The 20,676-nt window shown below is 39.0% G+C and carries 21 protein-coding genes, 2 tRNA genes and 1 pseudogene; 14 read left to right on the forward strand and 10 right to left on the reverse strand.

Going from position 1 to position 20,676, the window contains the following annotated elements:
* Positions 1 to 703: 703 nt before the first annotated feature.
* Complete coding sequence (locus ACHFIZ_RS03515; protein WP_410882923.1) at positions 704 to 1,399, reverse strand: Crp/Fnr family transcriptional regulator; 696 nt, start codon at positions 1,397 to 1,399, stop codon at positions 704 to 706.
* Between the two features lie 249 nt (positions 1,400 to 1,648).
* Here ACHFIZ_RS03515 and ACHFIZ_RS03520 point away from each other — a divergent pair, with 249 nt between their 5' ends.
* Both ACHFIZ_RS03520 and ACHFIZ_RS03525 read left to right on the forward strand, forming a co-directional pair.
* A complete protein-coding gene (locus ACHFIZ_RS03520) occupies positions 1,649 to 3,511 on the forward strand; it encodes a chloride channel protein (RefSeq protein ID WP_410882925.1) in 1,863 nt (620 codons plus the stop codon).
* 21 nt (positions 3,512 to 3,532) lie between these two features.
* Positions 3,533 to 3,688 (forward strand): hypothetical protein, encoded by a 156-nt coding sequence (locus ACHFIZ_RS03525; protein WP_410882927.1) that lies wholly within the window; start codon positions 3,533 to 3,535, stop codon positions 3,686 to 3,688.
* A 605-nt stretch (positions 3,689 to 4,293) separates the two neighbouring features.
* Here the strand turns inward: ACHFIZ_RS03525 and ACHFIZ_RS03530 are convergent.
* The 5 genes from ACHFIZ_RS03530 to ACHFIZ_RS03550 form a co-directional block, all read right to left on the reverse strand.
* Entirely contained in the window at positions 4,294 to 5,142 is an 849-nt protein-coding gene (locus tag ACHFIZ_RS03530) for an ISL3 family transposase (RefSeq protein WP_410882929.1), read from the reverse strand.
* 115 nt (positions 5,143 to 5,257) lie between these two features.
* The gene (locus ACHFIZ_RS03535) at positions 5,258 to 5,623 is read right to left on the reverse strand and encodes a transposase (protein WP_410882931.1); all 366 of its coding nucleotides are present in this window, start codon (positions 5,621 to 5,623) and stop codon (positions 5,258 to 5,260) included.
* Between the two features lie 143 nt (positions 5,624 to 5,766).
* Positions 5,767 to 5,851, reverse strand: a tRNA-Leu gene (locus tag ACHFIZ_RS03540).
* A 51-nt stretch (positions 5,852 to 5,902) separates the two neighbouring features.
* Positions 5,903 to 5,975 (reverse strand) — tRNA-Gly (locus tag ACHFIZ_RS03545).
* A 137-nt stretch (positions 5,976 to 6,112) separates the two neighbouring features.
* Positions 6,113 to 6,595, reverse strand: coding sequence for a regulatory protein RecX (locus tag ACHFIZ_RS03550; protein ID WP_410882933.1), 483 nt, complete (start codon positions 6,593 to 6,595; stop codon positions 6,113 to 6,115).
* Positions 6,596 to 6,830: 235 nt separating this feature from the next.
* Between ACHFIZ_RS03550 and ACHFIZ_RS03555 the strand changes: the two genes are divergently transcribed.
* Positions 6,831 to 7,157: a DMT family transporter gene (locus ACHFIZ_RS03555; protein ID WP_410883507.1), complete on the forward strand. Its 327-nt coding sequence runs from the start codon at positions 6,831 to 6,833 to the stop codon at positions 7,155 to 7,157.
* Between the two features lie 79 nt (positions 7,158 to 7,236).
* Here the strand turns inward: ACHFIZ_RS03555 and ACHFIZ_RS03560 are convergent, their stop codons facing one another.
* Together ACHFIZ_RS03560 and ACHFIZ_RS03565 are read right to left on the reverse strand one after the other, a co-directional pair.
* Positions 7,237 to 7,449 carry a hypothetical protein gene (locus ACHFIZ_RS03560; protein WP_410882935.1) on the reverse strand — a complete coding sequence of 71 codons (213 nt, stop codon included), beginning with the start codon at positions 7,447 to 7,449 and terminating at the stop codon, positions 7,237 to 7,239.
* A gap of 39 nt (positions 7,450 to 7,488) precedes the next feature.
* On the reverse strand, positions 7,489 to 7,734 hold the full coding sequence (locus ACHFIZ_RS03565) for a hypothetical protein (protein WP_410882937.1): 246 nt from the start codon (positions 7,732 to 7,734) through the stop codon (positions 7,489 to 7,491).
* A gap of 815 nt (positions 7,735 to 8,549) precedes the next feature.
* Here ACHFIZ_RS03565 and egtD point away from each other — a divergent pair.
* The 7 genes and pseudogenes from egtD (at position 8,550) to ACHFIZ_RS03600 (ending at position 13,469) form a co-directional block, all read left to right on the forward strand.
* Positions 8,550 to 9,536 carry an L-histidine N(alpha)-methyltransferase gene (gene egtD / locus ACHFIZ_RS03570; RefSeq protein WP_410882939.1) on the forward strand — a complete coding sequence of 329 codons (987 nt, stop codon included), beginning with the start codon at positions 8,550 to 8,552 and terminating at the stop codon, positions 9,534 to 9,536.
* A 15-nt stretch (positions 9,537 to 9,551) separates the two neighbouring features.
* Positions 9,552 to 10,703 carry an ergothioneine biosynthesis protein EgtB gene (egtB, locus tag ACHFIZ_RS03575; RefSeq protein WP_410882941.1) on the forward strand — a complete coding sequence of 384 codons (1,152 nt, stop codon included), beginning with the start codon at positions 9,552 to 9,554 and terminating at the stop codon, positions 10,701 to 10,703.
* A gap of 298 nt (positions 10,704 to 11,001) precedes the next feature.
* A complete protein-coding gene (locus ACHFIZ_RS03580) occupies positions 11,002 to 11,115 on the forward strand; it encodes a hypothetical protein (RefSeq protein WP_410883509.1) in 114 nt (37 codons plus the stop codon).
* A gap of 88 nt (positions 11,116 to 11,203) precedes the next feature.
* Entirely contained in the window at positions 11,204 to 11,359 is a 156-nt protein-coding gene (locus ACHFIZ_RS03585; RefSeq protein ID WP_410882942.1) for an SDR family NAD(P)-dependent oxidoreductase, read from the forward strand.
* Between the two features lie 31 nt (positions 11,360 to 11,390).
* Positions 11,391 to 11,874: pseudogene (locus ACHFIZ_RS03590) on the forward strand (helix-turn-helix domain-containing protein); the annotation flags it as partial.
* 148 nt (positions 11,875 to 12,022) lie between these two features.
* Positions 12,023 to 12,160, forward strand: coding sequence for a hypothetical protein (locus tag ACHFIZ_RS03595; RefSeq protein WP_410882944.1), 138 nt, complete (start codon positions 12,023 to 12,025; stop codon positions 12,158 to 12,160).
* Between the two features lie 661 nt (positions 12,161 to 12,821).
* On the forward strand, positions 12,822 to 13,469 hold the full coding sequence (locus ACHFIZ_RS03600; protein WP_410882946.1) for a DUF4142 domain-containing protein: 648 nt from the start codon (positions 12,822 to 12,824) through the stop codon (positions 13,467 to 13,469).
* A 5-nt stretch (positions 13,470 to 13,474) separates the two neighbouring features.
* On the opposite strand, the gene glf is transcribed toward ACHFIZ_RS03600, so the two are convergent.
* On the reverse strand, positions 13,475 to 14,593 hold the full coding sequence (gene glf / locus ACHFIZ_RS03605) for a UDP-galactopyranose mutase (protein ID WP_410882948.1): 1,119 nt from the start codon (positions 14,591 to 14,593) through the stop codon (positions 13,475 to 13,477).
* A gap of 362 nt (positions 14,594 to 14,955) precedes the next feature.
* Between glf and ACHFIZ_RS03610 the strand changes: the two genes are divergently transcribed.
* The 3 genes from ACHFIZ_RS03610 to ACHFIZ_RS03620 are packed head-to-tail and all read left to right on the forward strand — an operon-like array spanning position 14,956 to position 17,989.
* A complete protein-coding gene (locus tag ACHFIZ_RS03610; RefSeq protein ID WP_410882950.1) occupies positions 14,956 to 15,981 on the forward strand; it encodes an ATP-binding protein in 1,026 nt (341 codons plus the stop codon).
* Between the two features lie 7 nt (positions 15,982 to 15,988).
* On the forward strand, positions 15,989 to 16,429 hold the full coding sequence (locus ACHFIZ_RS03615) for a response regulator (RefSeq protein WP_410882952.1): 441 nt from the start codon (positions 15,989 to 15,991) through the stop codon (positions 16,427 to 16,429).
* A 6-nt stretch (positions 16,430 to 16,435) separates the two neighbouring features.
* A complete protein-coding gene (locus tag ACHFIZ_RS03620; protein WP_410882954.1) occupies positions 16,436 to 17,989 on the forward strand; it encodes an ATP-binding protein in 1,554 nt (517 codons plus the stop codon).
* On the opposite strand, the gene rpiA is transcribed toward ACHFIZ_RS03620, so the two are convergent.
* Positions 17,962 to 18,660, reverse strand: a complete 699-nt coding sequence (gene rpiA, locus ACHFIZ_RS03625; RefSeq protein ID WP_410882956.1) for a ribose 5-phosphate isomerase A — start codon at positions 18,658 to 18,660, stop codon at positions 17,962 to 17,964. The two genes, ACHFIZ_RS03620 and rpiA, sit on opposite strands and share 28 nt — an antisense overlap.
* Before the next feature lie 153 nt (positions 18,661 to 18,813).
* On the opposite strand from rpiA, the gene ACHFIZ_RS03630 reads away from it, so the two are divergent.
* A complete protein-coding gene (locus ACHFIZ_RS03630; RefSeq protein WP_410883511.1) occupies positions 18,814 to 20,667 on the forward strand; it encodes an MASE3 domain-containing protein in 1,854 nt (617 codons plus the stop codon).
* Positions 20,668 to 20,676: the final 9 nt, after the last annotated feature.

Below are 20,676 nucleotides of genomic sequence, written 5' to 3' on the forward strand. Positions count from 1 at the left end.
CCTTTACAGGTTAACACAACTTTATGCCTAAAAACAACAAAAAACATCCCTGCTCCACAACATTTGGCATCGATCCATTACTAATTGAATACTCTAGATCTTTGAAGAACACCAACGAATTTCGAATCTGATTGGTTTCCGACAATAAGTTCCATCACATAAGATTGATTTGCTAAACTTGCGTTCCAATTTTATTTGGTAATTGAGGATATAATTCCGTCTTTCGTGCGAATGTGCACAGCCATGAGGTAGAAAACAAAAAGTTGTAAACATTTGATTTACAAGTTCATTTAGTTGTCGTTGTACTCCTAACGACACAAATATCCAAACATTTTGTGAATGATATCAGGCTTTTTGGGCTTTCAACGACTTAAATCAGATACATAACGGGAAGAATATCCGGACGTTTTTAATAAGGCTGATCGGCGATTGTGACATGCTTATTTGATAGCTCGTTATTCACTCGAATATCGCACGATAAAACAGGTTTCGTTATAGAAGTGTATTGGCTGCCTATCTCCACTATACAGGTTCCACAGCTTCCCATACCGCAGCATAAACCAAAACCAGGAATGGCCAAACGGTCAGAAATCAGGGTCATCAGATTAGAATATTCATTAGCATAAGTATGGATGATGTAACTATCGCCTTTATAGATAAACGTTATTATAATATTACCTTTCCCTAATGGCATGGGATGTAGTTAATATTCATTTTTTTGAATCAATTGCAACAGTTTAACTTCATCTTTTATGGATATGCTTTTCCCTGCTACTAATATGATGTTATCTGCCACCAGATCATTAATGGTACGAAACAAAGATTCATAAGCAGCACCTGAAAAAGAAGCAAGGTCTTGCTTCGATACTTCTATATTAATAACCCCATCCCCTTTTATGCCAAATTGGGTTTTTAAAGTAATAACAGCCTGTGCAACACGTCCTTTTACCGGCATATGAGCCAGATTACGCATCTGTTTTTCTGAATTTTGAAGTTCACCTGCAAAAAAACGCATTAGCTTGATGGCAAACCCATTGTTAATATTTAATGAGGATTGAAAGAAGTCCATCGGCAGGAAGCATACGGTTACTTTATCCAGGGCTGTTGCCGACACAGGATAAATAAAATTACCCTCTAAGCCAAGATGACCTAAAATGTCGCCCTTTTTTGCAAACCTGATAATTAACTCTTTTTCATTATCCCATTTTTTGTGAACCTTGACAATCCCTTCATATACAAAGTATATTCCCGTTACCGGGTCCCCTTCTTTAAAAATATTCTGGCCTTTTTTGACCCTATAATTTTTCTTATTCGATTCGATAGCAGGCTTCCAGTCACTAACACAGTTTGTACACAAAAAACAGGTATCAAGGTCACATTTATATTTAGTTTTTTCCATTCAATTCATTGTGAGGCTTAATAACTAATTGCTAAAATAATAATAAATCCTTTCCCTACCAGTAATTATTAGTTGAGCAGATCTGCTATCTGTTAATTTCACATGCAAGCTAATTGTACAATAATAATGTTTATTTATTAAATTAAAATTGCACACGCAATATAAATTGAGCTATTTTAATTGTATCGGTTAAAATAATTCCTACTTTTGCCCCGAAATATTTTCGCGTTGCATCCGATATTACAAATCATGAAAAATCAACACCAAGAAGGTGGTATTCCTATTTCTCTGTTATTGTCCGGCATAAACACAGATTCACCGGGTTCGAACACAAATTTTTCTAAAAGCAGGTTATTGCGCATATCCGCCTTATCTATCCTAGTAGCGGCGGCTATTAGTTTAGTCGCCAAATTTCTGATCACGCTGATCAATATTGTTACCAATCTTTCCTTTTTTGGAACCCTGGCTATAGCTTACCATAGCCCGGCGGGCAACCATTTGGGTTTATGGGTTATAATCGTACCCGCTATAGGCGGGGTATTGGTTGGGCTTATGGCGCTTTATGGTTCAAAAGCGATAAGGGGTCATGGTATTCCAGAAGCCATGGAGCAGATTTTAACCAATCAAAGCCGGATAAAACCTTCCATCACCTTATTAAAGCCCATATCTTCGGCAATCGCTATAGGCACAGGTGGGCCCTTTGGCGCTGAAGGCCCTATTATAGCTACAGGCGGGGCACTTGGGTCAACGCTCGGGCAATTATTTAAGATCACATCCAATGAACGGAAGATCATCTTGGCTGCCGGGGCAACTGCGGGTATGTCAGCCATTTTTGGGACACCGATAGCCGCCGTTTTCTTAGCGATAGAACTATTGCTTTTCGAGTTTTCCCCGAGATCAATACTTCCGGTTGCGCTGGCTTGCATCACAGGTGCCGCGGGGCATCATTTATTATTTGAAGCGGGGCCGGTATTTCCGATGCCCAATTTAGAGACACCAACTAATGGCGCGCTAGCCATTTACAGCGGCATAGGTCTGTTTATAGGATTTCTTTCTATTGGCGTCACCAAGATAGTTTATTTCATTGAGGACGCTTTTGAACAGCTTCCTGTCCATTGGATGTGGTGGCCCGCTTTAGGTGGGCTGGCAGTGGGCCTTATTGGCTATTTTGCGCCGCATACACTGGGCGTAGGATATGACAACATCATCAGTGTTTTATCCGGGTCAGTTGCCATCATTCTATTACTGCGGTTATTCTTTTTTAAATTTTTGTCATGGGCTATTGCTTTAGGCAGCGGTACTTCAGGTGGGACCTTGGCGCCTCTACTAACAATTGGCGGTGCAGGCGGGGCACTGACCGGGGCGATCATTCTTTATATTTTCCCCAACGCCGATATCAGTGTACCTATGGCAGCCCTGATCGGTATGTCGGCTATGTTCGCAGGGGCGTCCAGGGCCTATCTGACCAGTATAACCTTCGCTTTGGAATCAACCGGGCAATTCCATGCGTTACTGCCGCTTTTGGGCGCATGTACCGCTTCTTACCTGGTATCTTTCTTTTTAATGGAAAATACGATAATGACGGAGAAAATTGCTCGTCGTGGCGTTTCGACACCCGATTCATTTGAACCTGATGTACTGGGTAAATTAACAGTAGCGGAAATCAGTAATGCGAACGGCCTTATTTTCAATCCCGGGTTGGAGATCCGCGAGGTAAGGGATATTATAAAATCTGAAAATAACGAGACGCAGTATTTTATCGTGGCTGATGATCAGGGAAATTATTCGGGGATCGTAAGTGCTGCAGATATTAATAAACATGACATGGATGGTACGGCCCCTTTGAAAAGTATCCTGCAATCGTCTAATCAGTCAGTAAAATGCAATGATAATTTACGAAAGGCGGTGAAGTTAATGGCAGAGAAAAGTGTTGAAGTATTGCCGGTTGTAGCACAAAATAAGGTAACTGGTGTGATCAGTTATAAAGACATTATCAATGCATACAAATTTTATCACGAAGAGAATGACAGGGTAAATACTCACATTTCATTAAAAAGACAACGCTTGAAAGTCGTCGTGCGCGGCAGGGAACTATTTAAACATAAAGCTTGACGGTGCACTAATTCTTATGAAATGAAAATTGTAGCCAAGTACCTGATTGCTGTTTACATAGGAGCAAGCTTTTTAAGCCTCTATAGTTATCTGGCTGATATTATTCTGCATTTCCCACCATTGACAATAGCAGTTACAACATCTGGTAAGTTACCTGGAATATTTCATTCTGTATAAGATTTGGCTATTTGGCCTGATCTTACCTGTTTATTTTTTTATGTTTTATAAATGTTACGGCATGGAAAAGATCCTTTATAAAATTATTTTCATCATTGTGTTAGCTGTATGCTTAACCTCAATATATTTAAGGCGGGACTTGGATTTTACGGAGCCCCCTAAAGTTATTAAGTTGTTTATTTTTTAATCGGGCTTTTATTGTTGGTTGTCCATGTAAAATATTGGCATAAAAGGGCTTAAAACAGTAGTTGCAAATCATCATTCGTTGACACTCACTCATAGGTGGCATGTCAAATTTTTGGCTTTGCTAACGCAAATACAATTGTAAATGATACCAGTTTCGTTTAGCGAAGTCAAGAATAATAATTGGCAGAAACAGCAATTTGAATTAATTATACATTAGTGAATGCCATGTTAAAAGTTGATTTCAATGGCTATGATCTACTCAAGATAGGCGGTAAAAACTTCTGCTGTACCTATGATGCGGCTACTAAAGTGCACTAATCAAATTAAAAGAACCAATAATTGCACTTATTGATCCCCAATTTTCAGGTTTTTTTGGATCAATGCCAAATGTTGTGGAGCAGGGATGGTTTTCGTTGTTTTTAGGCATAAAGTTGAGTCAACCTGTAAAGGAAAAATTCGACGTTTTTAACGCCCCTAAACAGAGTTCGGAAAGCCTTTGTTTTTGCGTTAAAAGATTCCGCTGATGCATTTGTAGATCTGTTGTCAAAGTAGTTCAGTATAGTTTCATAGTGATTTTGGATTGACCTCGAAGTGGTGTTGAATGCCTTAAATCCAGTCTGCCTTACCTTTTCATGCCATCTGGCAAGATTAGCCAGACCAAAGATCTTATCTTTTGTATTATTAAAAATCTGGCTAAGACTCATGCTAAGGCCATATGCAGTCTTCAGGTCAGGATACCTTTCAAACAATAACTCAGCACGGGTTTTCTGGCTTTCTGTCCAGTTGGAAGAGTTTTTATATAATACATACCTGCTCCGGGCTAGCAATTGCTTTATGGTATCGCCGTTTTCAAGCGTCTCTTGTTGAAAGGAAGTCCCATTTTTACGGGATTGTTCAATGGCTTCATTTTCTGCATCCAATGCTGCCCATCTATGCTTTATACGCATCTCTTGCAAAGCCTCAGTAGCGAGTTTTTGTACATGGAACCTATCAGTTACCCTGGTTGCCTCAGGAAAACACCGTTTGCAGATCAGCTCCATATTACCTGCCATATCAAGAGTGATTTCTTTGACTTTTTTTCTTGCTCTTTCTGGAATCCTATGTAGCACAGCAATGACTGTTTTAGCTTTAGTAGCCGCTACAATGGCAACAATAGCCCCTTTTTTACCTTTTGCTGTTTTGTTGGTGACGATCGTATACAGTTCACCATGGGAAAGGCTGGTCTCATCAATAGAAAGTTTTTCGCCAAGGTTGTCAGGGTATAACAACCATTTCTTTGCATGGGGCTTCTGATCCTATTTCTTAAAGTCACTAAGGTAATCACGGTACTGACGAAGGAGGCTTTTGGCTTTTACGCCATAGAAAGAACTTATGGAACCAACACTATTCGGGGCTGTATCGATTGATCTCTTTTAAAAAAGCCGCTAATTCCCCTGTCATTAGAGTTCCCTTTTCTACTAAAGTCCAATTTCGGTAAATTACCTTTGAGGTCTCCGTATTAAGCCATCTGCGACGTCTAATATGAAGAAATACTTTGTGTCCACGAATGGGGAAATCCTGGATTACGATCTCAGAAAAAAAGCCTTTGGACAATACTTTGATCCCTTCCCATTCGGATGGTGGACTATTAATTTCTTCAAGCTCGATGTTAAAAGTTTCATCATCCACGATGACACCTTTAAATTCAAAATACTCTAGGATAAAATCAGGTAAAAATAGTTTCAGTAGCGATGCGGTATCGGAGGCCATAAATGTGAATCTGCAAAAACCGCAAAGCTAAATTTTTAATCCCTGATCCACAACATTTGGCATTGATCCGTTTTTTTAATAATATCGTATATAAATATTATTAAAAAAACCTCGTAAGTATATCGGTACTTGCGAGGTTTTTGTACTCAGAGCGGGAATCGAACCCGCACGACTTTTAAGGTCACAGGATTTTAAGTCCTGCGTGTCTACCAGTTCCACCATCTGAGCAGTTGTTAACTTTTTAAAATAAATGTCTTCATGATAGGTGAAGACATCAAGAGCGAAAGACGAGATTCGAACTCGCGACCCCGACCTTGGCAAGGTCGTGCTCTACCAACTGAGCTACTTTCGCATGGTTTAATTTAACATCATCCAATGTTCCCGGCTTCTCGAAAGGCTTGTTTTACAATCCTTGTCTTTCGGTTTGGGAATGCAAATATAACCAGATTTATATTGTTGTCAAGTTATTTTTAATAAAAAAATTGCCTATCAGGGTAAGTTATTGGATTTCAGCACCTCTATAATTAAATCACTTTCAAAACCTTTACCCATCAGATAAGTCACCAGCTTATATTTCCTTTTATAGGGATCACTTTCTTTTATAAAAGGTAGCTTTTTCTCTGCTGTCTTCAGGATGGTTTCAAGGTAATCGTCATAATCAATCGTGTTTAACGCAACAGAAATCATCTTATCTGTAATCTTCTTAAGCTTTAGCCCCTGCTTTATTTTGATCTTACCCCAATGCTTGATGCTGAACTTCCCAGACACATACGCCCTTGCGAACCGCTCTTCATTTAAAAAATTATTCCCGATGAGCTCAGAAATGACTTCTTCAACCTCATTAGGCCAAAGCCCCCAATCGTAAAGCTTACTTCTCACCTCCTGCTGAGACCGTTCCTGGTAAGCACAATAACTTTCAGCTTTTACAAGACCAGTCCTCTTATCGTATTTTATTTTTTTTGCCGGTTCCACAACGCAATACTACTAATAATCACAATCTATATATAACTCCATTCCAAATACGTCTTTTCTTGTTACAGTAAAAACAGATCCGGTAATAGAACGAGCAGCGACCAAACCTTCAATGAAAACGCTTTTAATTCCTAAGGCCGTTGAATCTGTACCGATGCCAACCAGATCCTTTAGTTTTAACATCGCTGTGCTTAATAAATTTAATTTGCTGTTATTTGCGGTAAAAATCAAAACTATGAGCTGGATTTTATTAGTAATAGGTGGTCTGTTCGAGGTAACATTTACCTTTTGTTTAGGAAAAATGAAGGATGCGACAGGAACTGCAAAATATTGGTGGTTTACCCTATTCGCTATGGCGCTACTCGCAAGTATGACGTTACTTTGGAAGGCTACTCAAACGTTACCAATTGGCACCGCTTATGCAGTCTGGACAGGGATCGGTGCTGTTGGTACAGTGCTAATAGGAATTACGGTCTTTAATGAGCCAGCAACGTTCTGGAGATTAGTATTTATTTCCACACTAGTGGGTTCAATCATCGGGCTGAAGTTCGTTTCAAACTAAAGCGGCTAATAAACTTAAAGTCCCGACAGCCATTGTGTACCCTGATCAAAGAAAATACGCGAAATTAAAAATGCAGGATTTACAAAAGCTCAATGATAATAAAGTACGGCATAAATCCTGCAGCCACTACACCAAGCGGAAAGATTGGTAAAGAAAGATATGCGATCAAATTGTTATATCTCTTAATCAAATGGCTGAACTGGTTTACTGCGTTTTGGGCTTCCGCTGAAAGCTTTGAATAGTTTCCCTCGTTCATCTTCGCCATGTTTTCATGAAACCCAGACTTTACCATTAAAACTACAATAATTCCGAAGCTCAGAATTAGGTATTGTTATGGAGTGAAGGTCTTTCTTTTACCATGTGTAAATTCATTTGCCATTACGCCAGGTTCAGTCACAATTCTCAGCATAAAAGAAAAGATTCCTTTATCGGCATGTAGAAAGGCATGCATTAAATCGTGACCAACATGCACTAAAGTGATCTGATGGGCACCAGACTGTCCGCAGCGGTTACGATAAGACTTCAAAAAACTGTGATTACAATTTTTACAGACTTGGGTTTCGTGTGCGTAATCCATTGAAAGTAGTTTGGTAGCTCTAAGTTAAAAATCACTTAAAACAACCCCAAGTATAGGTGAATAAAAAATCAAATATGTACCTATTCGATTTTTTTTTAGCATCCTCTTTAGCACTGAATCCAATTCTTTCGCAGACTCCTATATCAGAGGTAACACTTCATTTATAGCTGTGGTATTATTTTCGTGACTAGAAATCAGAATGACCAGACCAATAATATTGGCTAAGAGGCTTCGTCCTTTATGAGATTGTGTCCAGAAGATTTCTCGAAGCCGTCTATTTTGGGTTTCCAAGATTTTTTTAGTTTCAACACGTTCCGAAATATCCTGTATAGACCCAATAACACGCGTTGGGATTCCCATTTCGACGTATGAAATGAAGCCTCTATCCAACACAAACCGATCAAATTGCCTTATGATACTCCGTAAAAAACTTCAATGAAATAGCCTCGGGATAAACTTCTCATAAGTTTTTTCCGATCACTACATTTCTAATTAAGCAGTTGCTGCTCAAAGTTATCTGGCCTAAACCATGCCCTGGATCTTGAAAATATTGAGGTCAGTTATAATTTATAAGGAGGATATAGTTAAATTTAGAAAATTCCTTTTATTAGACAAGTTTGATCCCCGGGAGAATGCAGGTATCCACAGCGATAAATATTACTTGCATATTTAGATTTCACTTTTCCTTTATTCTCCGAAAAGTCAAAGATTTTTCAGAACTGGAAATGAAACAAAAAATGAATTGTAGCTGTTAAAAGGAATAGAAGCATTTGTAGGCATTAAAAAATGGTAAGCACTAAAACTCATAGCTGTTAATGAAAATATTAGACAATCAAGATCTTTTGGACGCAGAAATTCAATCTACTGATCTTTGTAATTTTTTAAATGACGTTAAAACAGGGCTCTCTCAGAAACCAAAAGAACTTCAGTCAAAGTATTTCTATGACAAACAAGGAGATGAGCTTTTCCAGCAGATTACGACGCTTCCTGAATATTACCTCACCCGTTGTGAAATGGACATCTTTAGTAATAAAACAAATGATATTGCTGATGCAATTGGATCCGAACCGTTTGATTTGATCGAGCTTGGTGCGGGAGATGGAACAAAATCAATTCATCTTTTAGACCATCTGATGCGTAATGCTTTTGAATTCAGCTACCTTCCTATTGACATCTCCGGGAATATCTTAAGTGTTCTGGAAGACGGCATAAAGAGAAAGCTTCCTGAAATAGATATGAGTTGTTTAGAAGGAGACTATATTGAAATGCTGTCAATAGCCGTCAAAAAATCAACTAGACGGAAAGTCGTGCTACTACTTGGAGGTAATATAGGAAACATGGAGGTTAAGGCGGCGGAAGAATTTTGTAAGTTACTTTACAAGCACCTTCATACCGGCGATAAGTTGATCATAGGGTTCGATTTAAAAAAACATCCGCAGGTTATTTTAAATGCTTATAACGATAGTCAAGGTGTTACATCAGCATTTAATCTCAACCTACTCTCCCGTATCAACATTGAACTCGATGCAAACTTCTATCTCAACGCTTTTGAGCATTATCAATGCTATGATCCCAAAACAGGTGAATGCAGGAGTCATTTAGTTAGCTTAAAAAAGCAGTCTGTTTTACTGGACGGAGAGCACTTCGAGTTTGAAAAAGATGAATGTATCTTTATGGAAGTGTCGAGAAAGTTCTCTCTAAAGGAAACTGAAGAATTGGCACTTAAGGCTGGATTTAGTGCTGGTCAACACATTTTAGATCCAAAGGGATGGTTTTCTGACTCAGTCTGGTTAGTCTCTTAGACGGTAAACTACATTATGAATAACCTCAAAAAGAAATATAAAAAAGTACGGGAGCATTCCGTCGCTATTTGTGCAACTTTAGAAGTGGAAGATTACGTAATACAGCCAGTCGCTGATGTTAGTCCGCCTAAATGGCATCTTGGCCATACCACCTGGTTTTTTGAAACCTTTATTCTTAAAGCTAAGCAAAAAGATTATAAGGAATTTGATCCTCAATATAATTACGTTTTTAATAGCTACTACGAGACCATTGGCGCAAGGGTAGTTCGTACCGACAGAGGAAATCTGAGCAGACCAACGGTATCTGAGGTTTTCAAATATCGAAAATACGTAGACGAGCAAATGTTGAGCTTTTTGGAAAAGCTGGATTCCGATACCGAGGTCGCCAAATTGCTAGAACTCGGACTGCAGCATGAACAGCAGCACCAGGAATTACTTGCATCTGATATCAAGTATATTTTAGGGCATAACCCATTATTTCCAACCTACAAAGCGATTCGTAGCAGTGTCCATAATTCTGTAAATACTGGTGATATTAGATTTGAAGCTGGCATTTATGAGATCGGTTACAACGGCTTTGGCTTCTGTTTCGACAATGAGCTTGGTCGACATAAGACCTACCTTGATAAATATCTGATTTCAAACAACTTAGTTACAAACGCTGAATATTTGGCTTTTATAACTGCTGGAGGCTACTCCGATTTCCGTTATTGGCATGCGGAGGGTTGGGACTGGGTCAAAAAAAATGATAAAATCAGTCCCCTTTACTGGCATAATATCAATGGTAAATGGATGTATTATAAAGCTGAAGGGCTTTGTGAAATTGAAATGAACGCCCCTGTTTGCCATGTTAATTTTTATGAAGCATTTGCCTTTGCATCCTGGAGTGGAAAGAGACTTCCAACGGAGGCAGAATGGGAAGTTGCGTCAGATCACTTAAATTGGGGTGAACGCTGGGAATGGACAAGCAGCGCATATTTGCCATATCCTGGGTTTGTAATTGAAGAAGGAGCTATTGGAGAATACAATGGTAAGTTCATGGTAAGTCAGATGGTTCTTCGTGGAGCATCTGAGGCTACCCCTGATGGACACAGCAGAAAGACATACCGAAACTTCTTTCATCCCTCACAACAGTGGCAATTTTCTGGAATACGACTTGTTGGATAATCTGATTTTAAATACTAATTCCCGAATTACGGCTACTTATTCGAAGGCATGATAGCGGAGCTTTGTAACCATAAACAAAGACATAAATTATCGTACATCAAGAAAACTCAGCGCCTAGCGCGTCACTAAATGCCGTCGGTTCTAATAAAGTATGGGTCATTACTAGTGCTTCGCGAGGCTTTGGACAGATCTTGGCAGAAGCCGCGTTAAAGCGCGGAGATAAATATTAGCGGCGACGGCTCGTAGTTTATCCAGCATAGCGGATCTTGAGGGGAAATATGGCTTCAATTTGCTTACCTTGGAACTCGACGTGATGAATCCAGATCAAGTGATCAAACCAGTAAATCAGGCACAGAGTCATTCTGGTAGGCTTGATATTGTATTAAATAACGTAGGTTACTCGCTTGCCTGAACCATTGGAGAAGGAAGTATTCACAAGATAAAACGCTATATGTTACCAATGTATTAGGCCTCGTGTCGGTAATTTAGGCAGCTTTACGTTGCTAATAGCACAAGGATACGGCCATATCCTGGGTACATCAAGTAACCTTGGACACGTTGCGCTGCCAGTAATTAACTACTACTGTTCATCAAAATGGGCATTCGAGGCTATTCACGAAAGTTTAGCCCTGGAAGTTGAGGATTTCGGAACCTAGGTTACGATCATAGAGCCGGGTGCTTACGCTATACACTTTATTGATCCGCCCAGACTTCTTTCTCTCCTACCCCTTACCAAAGGGAATCAATCAATATGGTTTCTTTTCTTACGCTGCCAATAAAGCACTGCATTATCTGAAAAAGAAAAGGAGATTATCATTACCATCTTTAAAAATATAGAAGAAGAACTGAACAGTAAAATAGATGACTTCAGCCAAGACGTAATTGTTTCTCAGATCGAACTGTTATTGAACTACAGTAATCGGTTCTGTAAAAGACAGTTTATCACCCGAAAGGCGGTAAGTAACGGTTTGTTAAAAAAGTTGGAAGAAATATTGAGTAATCATTTTAAGGAAGAAAAATCTAAAAAGCAAAGGAAAGACTTGCAACCACCACGCTCTCAGTGAGTGAGATTGCTTATCAGCTTGGTTTCGAGTATCCCCAATCTTTCAACAAATTGTTCAAGCCAAAGACTAGTTTTTCACCGTTAGCACTTAGGCGTTCTTTTAATTAAGACATTACTACCTTGTAGTACAATACGTCAAAGAACTTTTCTGCCCACTTCACAGCTGGGAATTTTTACAAATTAAATTACCTTACCTAGATCTCATTACAATTGATAAGTTCATAGCCGAAGTCTGTTTGCGTTCCTAGTATATTGCATGGCTGAACTGTTTCATATCACCGATGAACTGGAGCGAATTGGAGAAGCGGCTAATCCGCTAAGTTGGAGATTCCACTTCACAGAGTTAATTTTTAAGTATTATAAAAAGGTACAGCTCCTATTAATGACTATCTAATTTTCAGTGTAAATGGCCGAGCTTGTCTAAGCTTTGTCTGACTAGTCGAACATTTTTACAGTCAAAAACACTTCTCTTTTTTTACTAAATCAAAAAATGTTGGATTCTAAATGAACATTTGTTTGGCCAATTATCTTTAAGATTAATTGGCATTGGTTTACGTATCGAAAGAACTGTCGCTCTCGGCGTTTCAGTATTTGCGTCGGTCGAGGAAAAGTACTGAGACTGGGCATAATACACAAGGCTTATTTTGTCGGCCCAAACAGAAGACAACTTAGAATTTTTTCGAAAAGCCATGACGACCTCGAGATTATTGTAGCTAAGGTTTTTAAAAGACAACATATGAAACTTTGGAACCAGATAGCAAATTTAATCTATCCCTCAATCTGGACTGTTAATATAAACCTGGGCATAATAATTTCCGTACAGAGGTCATATTTAACCCTGATTTGGTTAACCACATCGGATAAAAAATCGAGGAGTACTTGCAAAAAAAGCTAAATGAGCCTTAAAGGGCAGCCCCTACGCATCGACGTAAGATAAGGGATTAATTATGGAGCTTTAAAACAGGAAAAATGAGAAGGTAAATGGGTAGTTAATTAATTTTAAGTTACACACAAACTAATCCACCTGCTAACTGTTAAATAATAAACAACAAACCATGAAAACAAGCTTCAAATTCCCTGCTATATTTATTGCAGCTGTTATGTTTCAGTCCTGCTCAAATAGTGAAACTAAAAACAGAAAGGCTGATACAACAGCGTTAGATTCAATTAGAGATTCTACGATAGCCAACAGCACTGATCACTCTCATGAATTGGACGCAAATAATGAAACGATATTTTTGAATGCTGCAGCAGTTGGAGGATTAATGGAAATAGAGACGGCAACCGCGGCGGCCTCGCAATCTAAAAATCCTGCAGTTAAAGAATTTGCTATGCTAATGCGAAAGGATCATGATAAAGCAAATCAGGAAGTTGCTATCCTTGCAAGCAAGCTGTCCATCGCTATCCCTAAATCCCTACCTGACGAACAAGCGCAACATCTCATGGATTTAAAAAAATTAAACGACAATAAATTCGACCAGCAATATATTACTATGATGCTTTCAGATCACGCGGAGGCTATAAAAATCTTTAGCGCAGGTAAAACTATTGCCAATGTTGATGTACAAGCTTTCGCTACTAAAACTTTATCGGTAATCCAAAGCCATTATGACAAGGCTGTCGCAATTGCGAAAACATTGAATTTAAGCAATGTTGGAAGAGGTGATGATTTGCAAGGTGTTAGTCCGTCTGCAGGCCAATAGAAAAATTATTCTGAAAAATGAGTTTTAACCTTCTTCAAAGCTGAACCGATAATTTGATGCATATCGTAATATTTATATTCCGCAAGACGGCCTCCAAATATGACATTGTTTTCCTGTTCTAATAGCTCCTTATACTTTAAATAGAGTTCAGTATTTCTTGCGTCATTCACAGGATAATAGGGCTCCTTTTCAGGAGTCCATTCTTCTGGAAACTCTTTAGTGACAACTGTCTTGTCCTGTTTCCCAAATTCAAAATGCTTATGTTCAATGGTTCTCGTGTATGGGATATGCTGCTCTGTGTAGTTGATGACTGCATTACCCTGGTAGTTTTGTTGATCGTAGATGGTATGCTCAAACCTTAGGCTTCGATATTCAAGCTTTCCAAATTGGTAGTTATAGTATTGATCAATATTACCAGTAAATACTATTTGATTGGCTAAACTGTCCAAGGGTTCCCGATCTTCAAAATAGTCGACCCCAAGTTTCACCTCTATACCCGCTAACAAACCATTGGTAAGCTTATTATATCCGCCTATCGGGATTCCCTGATACCTATCATCGAAATAATTGTTGTCATACGTATAACGAACAGGCAAACGTTTGATGATAAATGCAGGTAAGTCGATAGCCGCTCTTCCCCATTGCTTCTCTGTATATCCCTTTATCAGTTTATAATAAATGTCTGTGCCGATCAGAGATATTGCCTGCTCTTCCAGGTTTGCTGGAACACCGCTTTTATTCTGGTCTATTTGTGACTGGATTTTTGCTTTGGCTTCTTCTGGTGTTTTGACCTTCCAAAGTTGATAAAAAGTATTCATGTTGAATGGTAGGTTGTATAGCTGCCCCTCAAAATTTGCCAGGGGGCTGTTCGTGTATCGGTTAAATTCAACAAATGAATTAACATAGTCCCAGATTTCGCGGTCGTTGGTGTGAAAAATATGAGCCCCATACTTATGAACGTTAATTCCTTCTATCTCATCGCAATGGACATTCCCTCCGGCATGTTCCCGTTTGTCAATTACTAGACAACGCTTACCACGCTTGGTTGCTTCATGGGCAAAAACACAGCCGAACAGACCACTTCCAACTATAAGGTAGTCATACATCGCATTAGGTTTTATCATTTTTTCATTTTTATAAAAATGCTTTTCCATAGCTCTAATTTGTTACAATCCAAATGCCAGTAAATATTTTTTGGAAGAAATACATAGTTATGTAAAGGAAATGGCACAGCCGGAAGGTTTTCACTTAATATTTTATCAATTTCAAGATTCAATTTGGCTCAATGTTTTTTGTGGTTGGAATTGTTCAGTATCAATTGCCTTTTAGTGGCGAAATCAACCAGCACCGTAGGAGGATTTTATTTGAAATTCTGCGGGTTTGATAAATTAATAGCTTAGCTTTAAACTTTAGCACTACGGAAGTGCGACTCCCCTAACCACTCCTGGTGTTCTTACTAAGTCCTCGGGTATATTTTACTGTAAGAATGAATAACAAAGAAAACGACGAACTCTTCCTCGCCAATAAGGAAATCGCCTTACAGAACCTTCAAAGAGAGAAGCGCGCTGCTGAATTACTTATCGCGAATAAAGAATTAGCATTCCAGAACAAAGAAAAAGAAACTAGAGCACAGGAGCTTATCATAGCAAACAAAGAGCTAGCTTTTCAAAACAAAGAAAAGGAAAAGCGTGCCGAAGAACTTATTATTGCTAATCGGGAGCTCAAAAGTGCGGAAGATGATATCCGTAAACTGAATGACGAGCTAGAGAGGAAAGTAAAAGAGCGAACTTCACAATTGGAAATTGCGAATAAGGAGCTTGAAGTTGTTAATAAGGAATTGGAATCATTCTCTTACTCCGTATCACATGATCTACGGGCACCCATCCGTGCGATTCATGGTTATACAAATATCCTCGCCGAAGACTATATCGATAATTTTGATGCGGAAGGTCTTAAGGTCTTCCAAGCCATCACACGTAATTCTAAAAAAATGGGCGAGCTAATTGATGACCTACTTGCATTTTCCAAACTGGGAAGGAAGCAGGTAAGCTTTTCGGCTATTGATATGAATGAACTTCTGAAAATAGTTCAGGATGAGATAACCGAAGAGGACGAAAACGTCCCTAATTACGTAGTAAATATCCTACCTCCTGCCATGGGTGATAAGTCACTTATCAAACAGGTTTGGATAAACCTAATTTCTAATGCCATTAAATATTCCAGACATAAACCGGAGACCATTGTAGAGATAGGCGCCTATCAGAAAAACGATATGATAGTTTATTTTGTAAAAGATAAAGGAGCTGGTTTTGACATGCAATACTATGACAAACTTTTTGGCGTTTTTCAACGTCTTCATTCTCAGGAGGAATTTGAAGGTACTGGCATAGGCCTCGCCATTGTACAAAAGATTGTACAGCGTCACAATGGTTTGGCATGGGCAGAATCGGAATTAGACCATGGATCCTGCTTTTATTTTAGTTTACCCAGTATAGAACAAACCCTAATATAGAATAATCATGAGCTACCATAACGTTGAAATTTTATTTGTTGAAGACAGTCAGGATGATGCTGCACTAACTATTCGCGCACTGAATAAAAGTGGATTCAATAACAAGCTTCACCATGTTGTTAATGGAGCAGAAGCATTGGATTTTCTATTCTGTCGTGGCAACTACATAGGTAGGAATCCCTTGGAATTCCCAAAACTGGTACTGCTTGATCTTAAAATGCCAAAAGTCTCCGGCCTGCAGGTGTTGGAAAAGATTAAGGCCGACCCAAACCTAAAGTCACTTCCAGTAGTGATGTTGACTTCTTCAAATGAGGGGCCGGATATTGAACAATGCTTTGCTATGGGTGCCAACAGTTACATCGTTAAACCTGTAGATAGCGATAATTTCTTTCAAGCAGTTAAACAAATTGGGCTGTATTGGATTGACCTTAGCCAGCCGGCACTCTAGTTATTCATGAGAGAACCACTTAAGATTCTTATTGTTGAAGATAACCAAAGCGATGCTGACCTACTTTGTCGCGAGCTTAAAAAGTCAGGACTTGATTTTGTTCATAACATTGTTCAAACAAGAAAAGGCTATGAACAGGCCTTGGGAAGTTATAACCCGGATCTAATACTGTCCGACTACTCCCTTCCTTCTTTTGATGCAGTAACTGCTTTTCAAATCAAGCAAATCAACCATGTATTAACTCCTTTTATCATTATCTCTGGCGTTATAGGCGAAGAAAATGCAGTAGAGCTGATCAAGTCAGGGGTGACTGACTATGTATCAAAAGCAAATCTATTTACGCTACCTACTAAGATCTGCAGGGCTATTGACGATGCGCAATTGAGACAGGAAAAACTAGTGATTGCCGAAGAATTGAAAAGGTTAAATATTGAGCTTCTAGACCTTAACGAGGAGTTAGAAACCAGAGTAGTCAACCGAACTCTAGCACTTCATGAAAGTGAAAACAGGTTTAGAAGCATGATGGAAACCATTCCGCAAATGGCATGGACAAGCAATGTGAATGGAAAGGTAGATTATTACAATCAGCGTTGGTATGACTACACTGGTCTGGATAGTGCATCTAAGAATATGCAGGCCTTTGAAGTAGTGATCCATCCCGATGATTTGGAACTTGGGTTAACCAGTTTCAGTTCCATTTTACATGGAAAGGATGGTGGAGAATTTCAGATGAGGATAAAACGCTATGATGGTATATTCAGGTGGCACTTAGTCCGACTAATGCCTGTAAAGGCCGAGAAAAGTGACATCCAACTTTGGGTTGGAACAGCTACCGATATTCAGGAACTTCGGTTGCTACAGCAATACAAGGACGACTTTATAAGTATTGCTAGTCACGAAATTAAAACGCCCATTACCAGTTTGAAGGGTTCGCTGCAAATGCTTGACAAGATTAAGGCAAATGCTCCTTCTGAACTCTCCTTTAAACTTATTGCCCAAGCGAGCAAAAGCTTGGCTAGAGTTAATATTCTAATTGAAGACCTACTCAACGCGAGTATGGCCAACCAAGGTCAACTTAACATCAGCCGACAGCAGTTCAACATATTCGACCTCATTACCTGCTGTGTGGGAGAATTGGATCTAGCTGCACATACTATAGTGATTGACGGCGAAAGGAACATAGATGTCGTTGCGGATACGATTAGAATAGAACAAGTGCTAGTAAACTTCATTACGAATGCAATTAAATATGCTCCAGATGCAAAAGAAATTTTAATAAACATTAAGAAAATAGATGGTTACGTGAAGGTATGTGTCGTTGATAGGGGACCGGGTATTCCTGCAGAAAAGATTCGCTACCTTTTTGATCGTTATTACCAGGTCAGCAATGCCAGTTCGCTTTATACAGGTCTCGGATTGGGACTTTACATTTGTGAAGAAATCATTAAAAAACACAAGGGACAAATTGGAGCCAAAAGTGAGCTAAATAATGGCAGTAATTTTTGGTTCACTTTACCACTTGCTGATCACATTCAGGACGTTATCAAGATTGGATTGTAATATTGAAATAGGCCGCTTTCCAATACACCTGTGATGCACTTAATGTCCCTTTCAAGATCTCTATAAACATCTTTAAAATAAACATCTAGAATTAAGCAGGCATTTTCCGTAAAAACAGGGCCGTCTTTTCCTCCTGCCAGTCTTAGTTTTACCTCAGTTGAACCCAGCTTTATCAGCCCTGATTCCACATAGCTTAATGCCAACGGATTTATTTCTACAGGGATCGGGAAATTAGTTCCCAAAACTTTCACCATTTTACTTGAGTCTATCAGGATATATCGCTCCTCACAACTGCTCATTACCAGCTTCTCTTTAAAAAGCGCTCCTCCCCGACCCTTGTTTAAGTTACGATCTATATCGACTTCATCAGCACCATCGAAGCACCAGTCTGGCCTATGCAATATAAGATCAGTAACCGACAAATTGAAATGCTGACAAGCTAAATTCATTTCCAATGATGTTGGAATCACTTTTACATTCATGTTTTCTTCGGCCACTCTTTTGGCGATCGAATGGACCGCCAGTAAAGATGTTGATCCCGAGCCCACGCCAATGACGTCTCCGTCCCTGACACGACGCGAAATTTTCTCTGCGACTTTTTGCTTCTCTTTTCTGTTGCTAATGTCTGCTACCTGTGCAAGTTGATCAAGCAAATGACTGTTCCAATTCATATTGTTTGGTTTCCTAAGATGTATTTCTATGCATTTCAGCCGATTCTGCTAATATATTAATCACCAGCTTAATAGATTCCATAAATTTAGAAGATTAAATAAGGATTGTGATTTAGAAATTCGATAATGTTTTATATTTGGAACAAACTTATCATGACCTGTTTGTCTATTTCCATTTCAAGTTTTCTGAGAAATAATTATCGGACCATTTTTCTTGTCAGTTCAGTAGTCGTAGCACTTTTCTTTTGTTTAAAGGAGAGCTATCTATTGTTTCACACTGTCATTGAGTTATTTTCCATCATTATAGCTTTCGCTGTTTTTATCGTCACCTGGAATTCCCGTAAGATAATGGACAACAGGTATCTGTATTTTGTGGGTATCTCCTATATCTTTATTGGAATTCTCGATCTTCTGCACACGCTATCCTTTAAAGGTATGAATATAATGTCTGGAACGACGTTTTACGCCAATCAATTCTGGGTAGCTACACGCTTTACGGAAGCCGCTACACTTTTAGTTGGCTTTTATGCAATGAACAGAGTTCGCAAACCCAATGCGGATTTGATCTTTGTAGGGTACTTTTTAATTAGCCTGGCCTTAATCTTATCGATATTGAGATGGCAAATCTTTCCAATATGCTTTGTCGAAGGCGTCGGACAAACCATCTTTAAGATCTACGCAGAGTATGTGATCATTTTTCTGTTGTTGATAGCTGGATATCTATTATATATCAATCGCTCAAGGTTTAGTGGTAACGTTTACCGCTACCTAATATTTTCTGTATTATTTACCATCTTAAGTGAATTCTGTTTTACCCTATATGCATCGAATTATGGTTCAGCAAACGCTATTGGACATTATTTTAAGCTGATTGCCTTTTTCCTTATCTATAAAGCCAATGTAGAAACCGGCTTTATTCAACCTACAGCACTGCTTTTTAAAGATCTGCAAGACATGAATAATCGGATGGATGAAACCAATCATAGATTACTCATTGCTATGGAAGCCGGCGCATTAGGCGCCACAGAAGTAGATTTGGCCACAGAAATAATGAGCAGTAACGCGCAATTCAAAAAGCTTTATGGACGAGGTCCCGATGACCTATTTAACTACCCTGATCTATTTGAATCCATGTTACCCGAATACAGACATGATGTTCGTACTATGGTGAGTTACGCTATAGCCAATAGATCTGTGTATCTAACCCAGTATCAGGTTAAATGGCCAAATGGCTCCACTCACTGGATAAGCGAGCATGGCAAAGCAAGGTACAATGAAACTGGTGAGGCCGACAGAATGGTTTGCGTAGTGAGCGACATCACAGAAACTAAAGCTTTTGAACAACGCAAAGATGATTTTCTTTCAATCGCGAGTCATGAGCTTAAAACACCGATCACGACATTGAAGGCATCATTGCAACTTTTAAACAGAATTAAAGACAAACCAACTTCTCCGCTGCATGTTAAACTTATCGAGCAATCTACCAGGAGCATGGAAAAAATGAGCCTACTCATTGATGACTTGTTAAACGTTAATAGCCTTAATGACGGGGCGCTTAGGTTAAATAGCTCAGGATGTAATTTATATAATATTCTGGCTGAATGTTGCGACCATGTTAGAATTGAGGGAAAACAGGAGTTGGTATTGGAAGGAGACAGGGAGATTATGGTAACAGCAGATCAGCCTCGCATTGAACAGGTGGTAATCAATTTTGTTAACAACGCTATTAAATATGCGCCCGAGTCAAATCAGATTGTCTTAAAGGTTGAACGCGTTTCAAACATGGCAAAAATATCGGTTAAGGATACAGGCGCAGGAATCGATAGTTCCCAAATCCCATTTATCTTTGAAAGGTATTATAGGATCGACCGGAAAGGAACCTCGTATTCTGGATTAGGCCTCGGTTTGTATATATGTGCTGAAATTGTGAAACGACATAGTGGCAAAATTGGCGTTGATAGCGAGCTTGGAAAAGGAAGTACCTTCTGGTTTAGCCTTCCGCTATAACTAAGGATG

Origin of the sequence: Pedobacter sp. JCM 36344, assembly GCF_046546555.1 — a bacterium.
In the GTDB taxonomy this organism is placed as follows: Bacteria; Bacteroidota; Bacteroidia; order Sphingobacteriales; family Sphingobacteriaceae; genus Pedobacter.

Excerpts from the sequence above, each read along its gene's own strand:
- ACHFIZ_RS03615 (WP_410882952.1), top strand. The coding sequence starts at position 15,989 with ATGAGCTACCATAACGTTGAAATTTTATTTGTTGAAGACAGTCAGGAT.
- ACHFIZ_RS03555 (WP_410883507.1), top strand. The coding sequence starts at position 6,831 with ATGAGCTGGATTTTATTAGTAATAGGTGGTCTGTTCGAGGTAACATTT.
- glf (WP_410882948.1), bottom strand. The coding sequence starts at position 14,593 with ATGATAAAACCTAATGCGATGTATGACTACCTTATAGTTGGAAGTGGT.
- rpiA (WP_410882956.1), bottom strand. The coding sequence starts at position 18,660 with ATGAATTGGAACAGTCATTTGCTTGATCAACTTGCACAGGTAGCAGAC.
- egtD (WP_410882939.1), top strand. The coding sequence starts at position 8,550 with ATGAAAATATTAGACAATCAAGATCTTTTGGACGCAGAAATTCAATCT.
- ACHFIZ_RS03600 (WP_410882946.1), top strand. The coding sequence starts at position 12,822 with ATGAAAACAAGCTTCAAATTCCCTGCTATATTTATTGCAGCTGTTATG.
- ACHFIZ_RS03610 (WP_410882950.1), top strand. The coding sequence starts at position 14,956 with ATGAATAACAAAGAAAACGACGAACTCTTCCTCGCCAATAAGGAAATC.
- ACHFIZ_RS03560 (WP_410882935.1), bottom strand. The coding sequence starts at position 7,449 with ATGGTAAAGTCTGGGTTTCATGAAAACATGGCGAAGATGAACGAGGGA.
- ACHFIZ_RS03520 (WP_410882925.1), top strand. The coding sequence starts at position 1,649 with ATGAAAAATCAACACCAAGAAGGTGGTATTCCTATTTCTCTGTTATTG.
- ACHFIZ_RS03620 (WP_410882954.1), top strand. The coding sequence starts at position 16,436 with ATGAGAGAACCACTTAAGATTCTTATTGTTGAAGATAACCAAAGCGAT.
- ACHFIZ_RS03515 (WP_410882923.1), bottom strand. The coding sequence starts at position 1,399 with ATGGAAAAAACTAAATATAAATGTGACCTTGATACCTGTTTTTTGTGT.
- ACHFIZ_RS03630 (WP_410883511.1), top strand. The coding sequence starts at position 18,814 with ATGACCTGTTTGTCTATTTCCATTTCAAGTTTTCTGAGAAATAATTAT.
- egtB (WP_410882941.1), top strand. The coding sequence starts at position 9,552 with ATGAATAACCTCAAAAAGAAATATAAAAAAGTACGGGAGCATTCCGTC.
- ACHFIZ_RS03525 (WP_410882927.1), top strand. The coding sequence starts at position 3,533 with ATGAAAATTGTAGCCAAGTACCTGATTGCTGTTTACATAGGAGCAAGC.
- ACHFIZ_RS03565 (WP_410882937.1), bottom strand. The coding sequence starts at position 7,734 with ATGGATTACGCACACGAAACCCAAGTCTGTAAAAATTGTAATCACAGT.
- ACHFIZ_RS03535 (WP_410882931.1), bottom strand. The coding sequence starts at position 5,623 with ATGGCCTCCGATACCGCATCGCTACTGAAACTATTTTTACCTGATTTT.
- ACHFIZ_RS03595 (WP_410882944.1), top strand. The coding sequence starts at position 12,023 with ATGGCTGAACTGTTTCATATCACCGATGAACTGGAGCGAATTGGAGAA.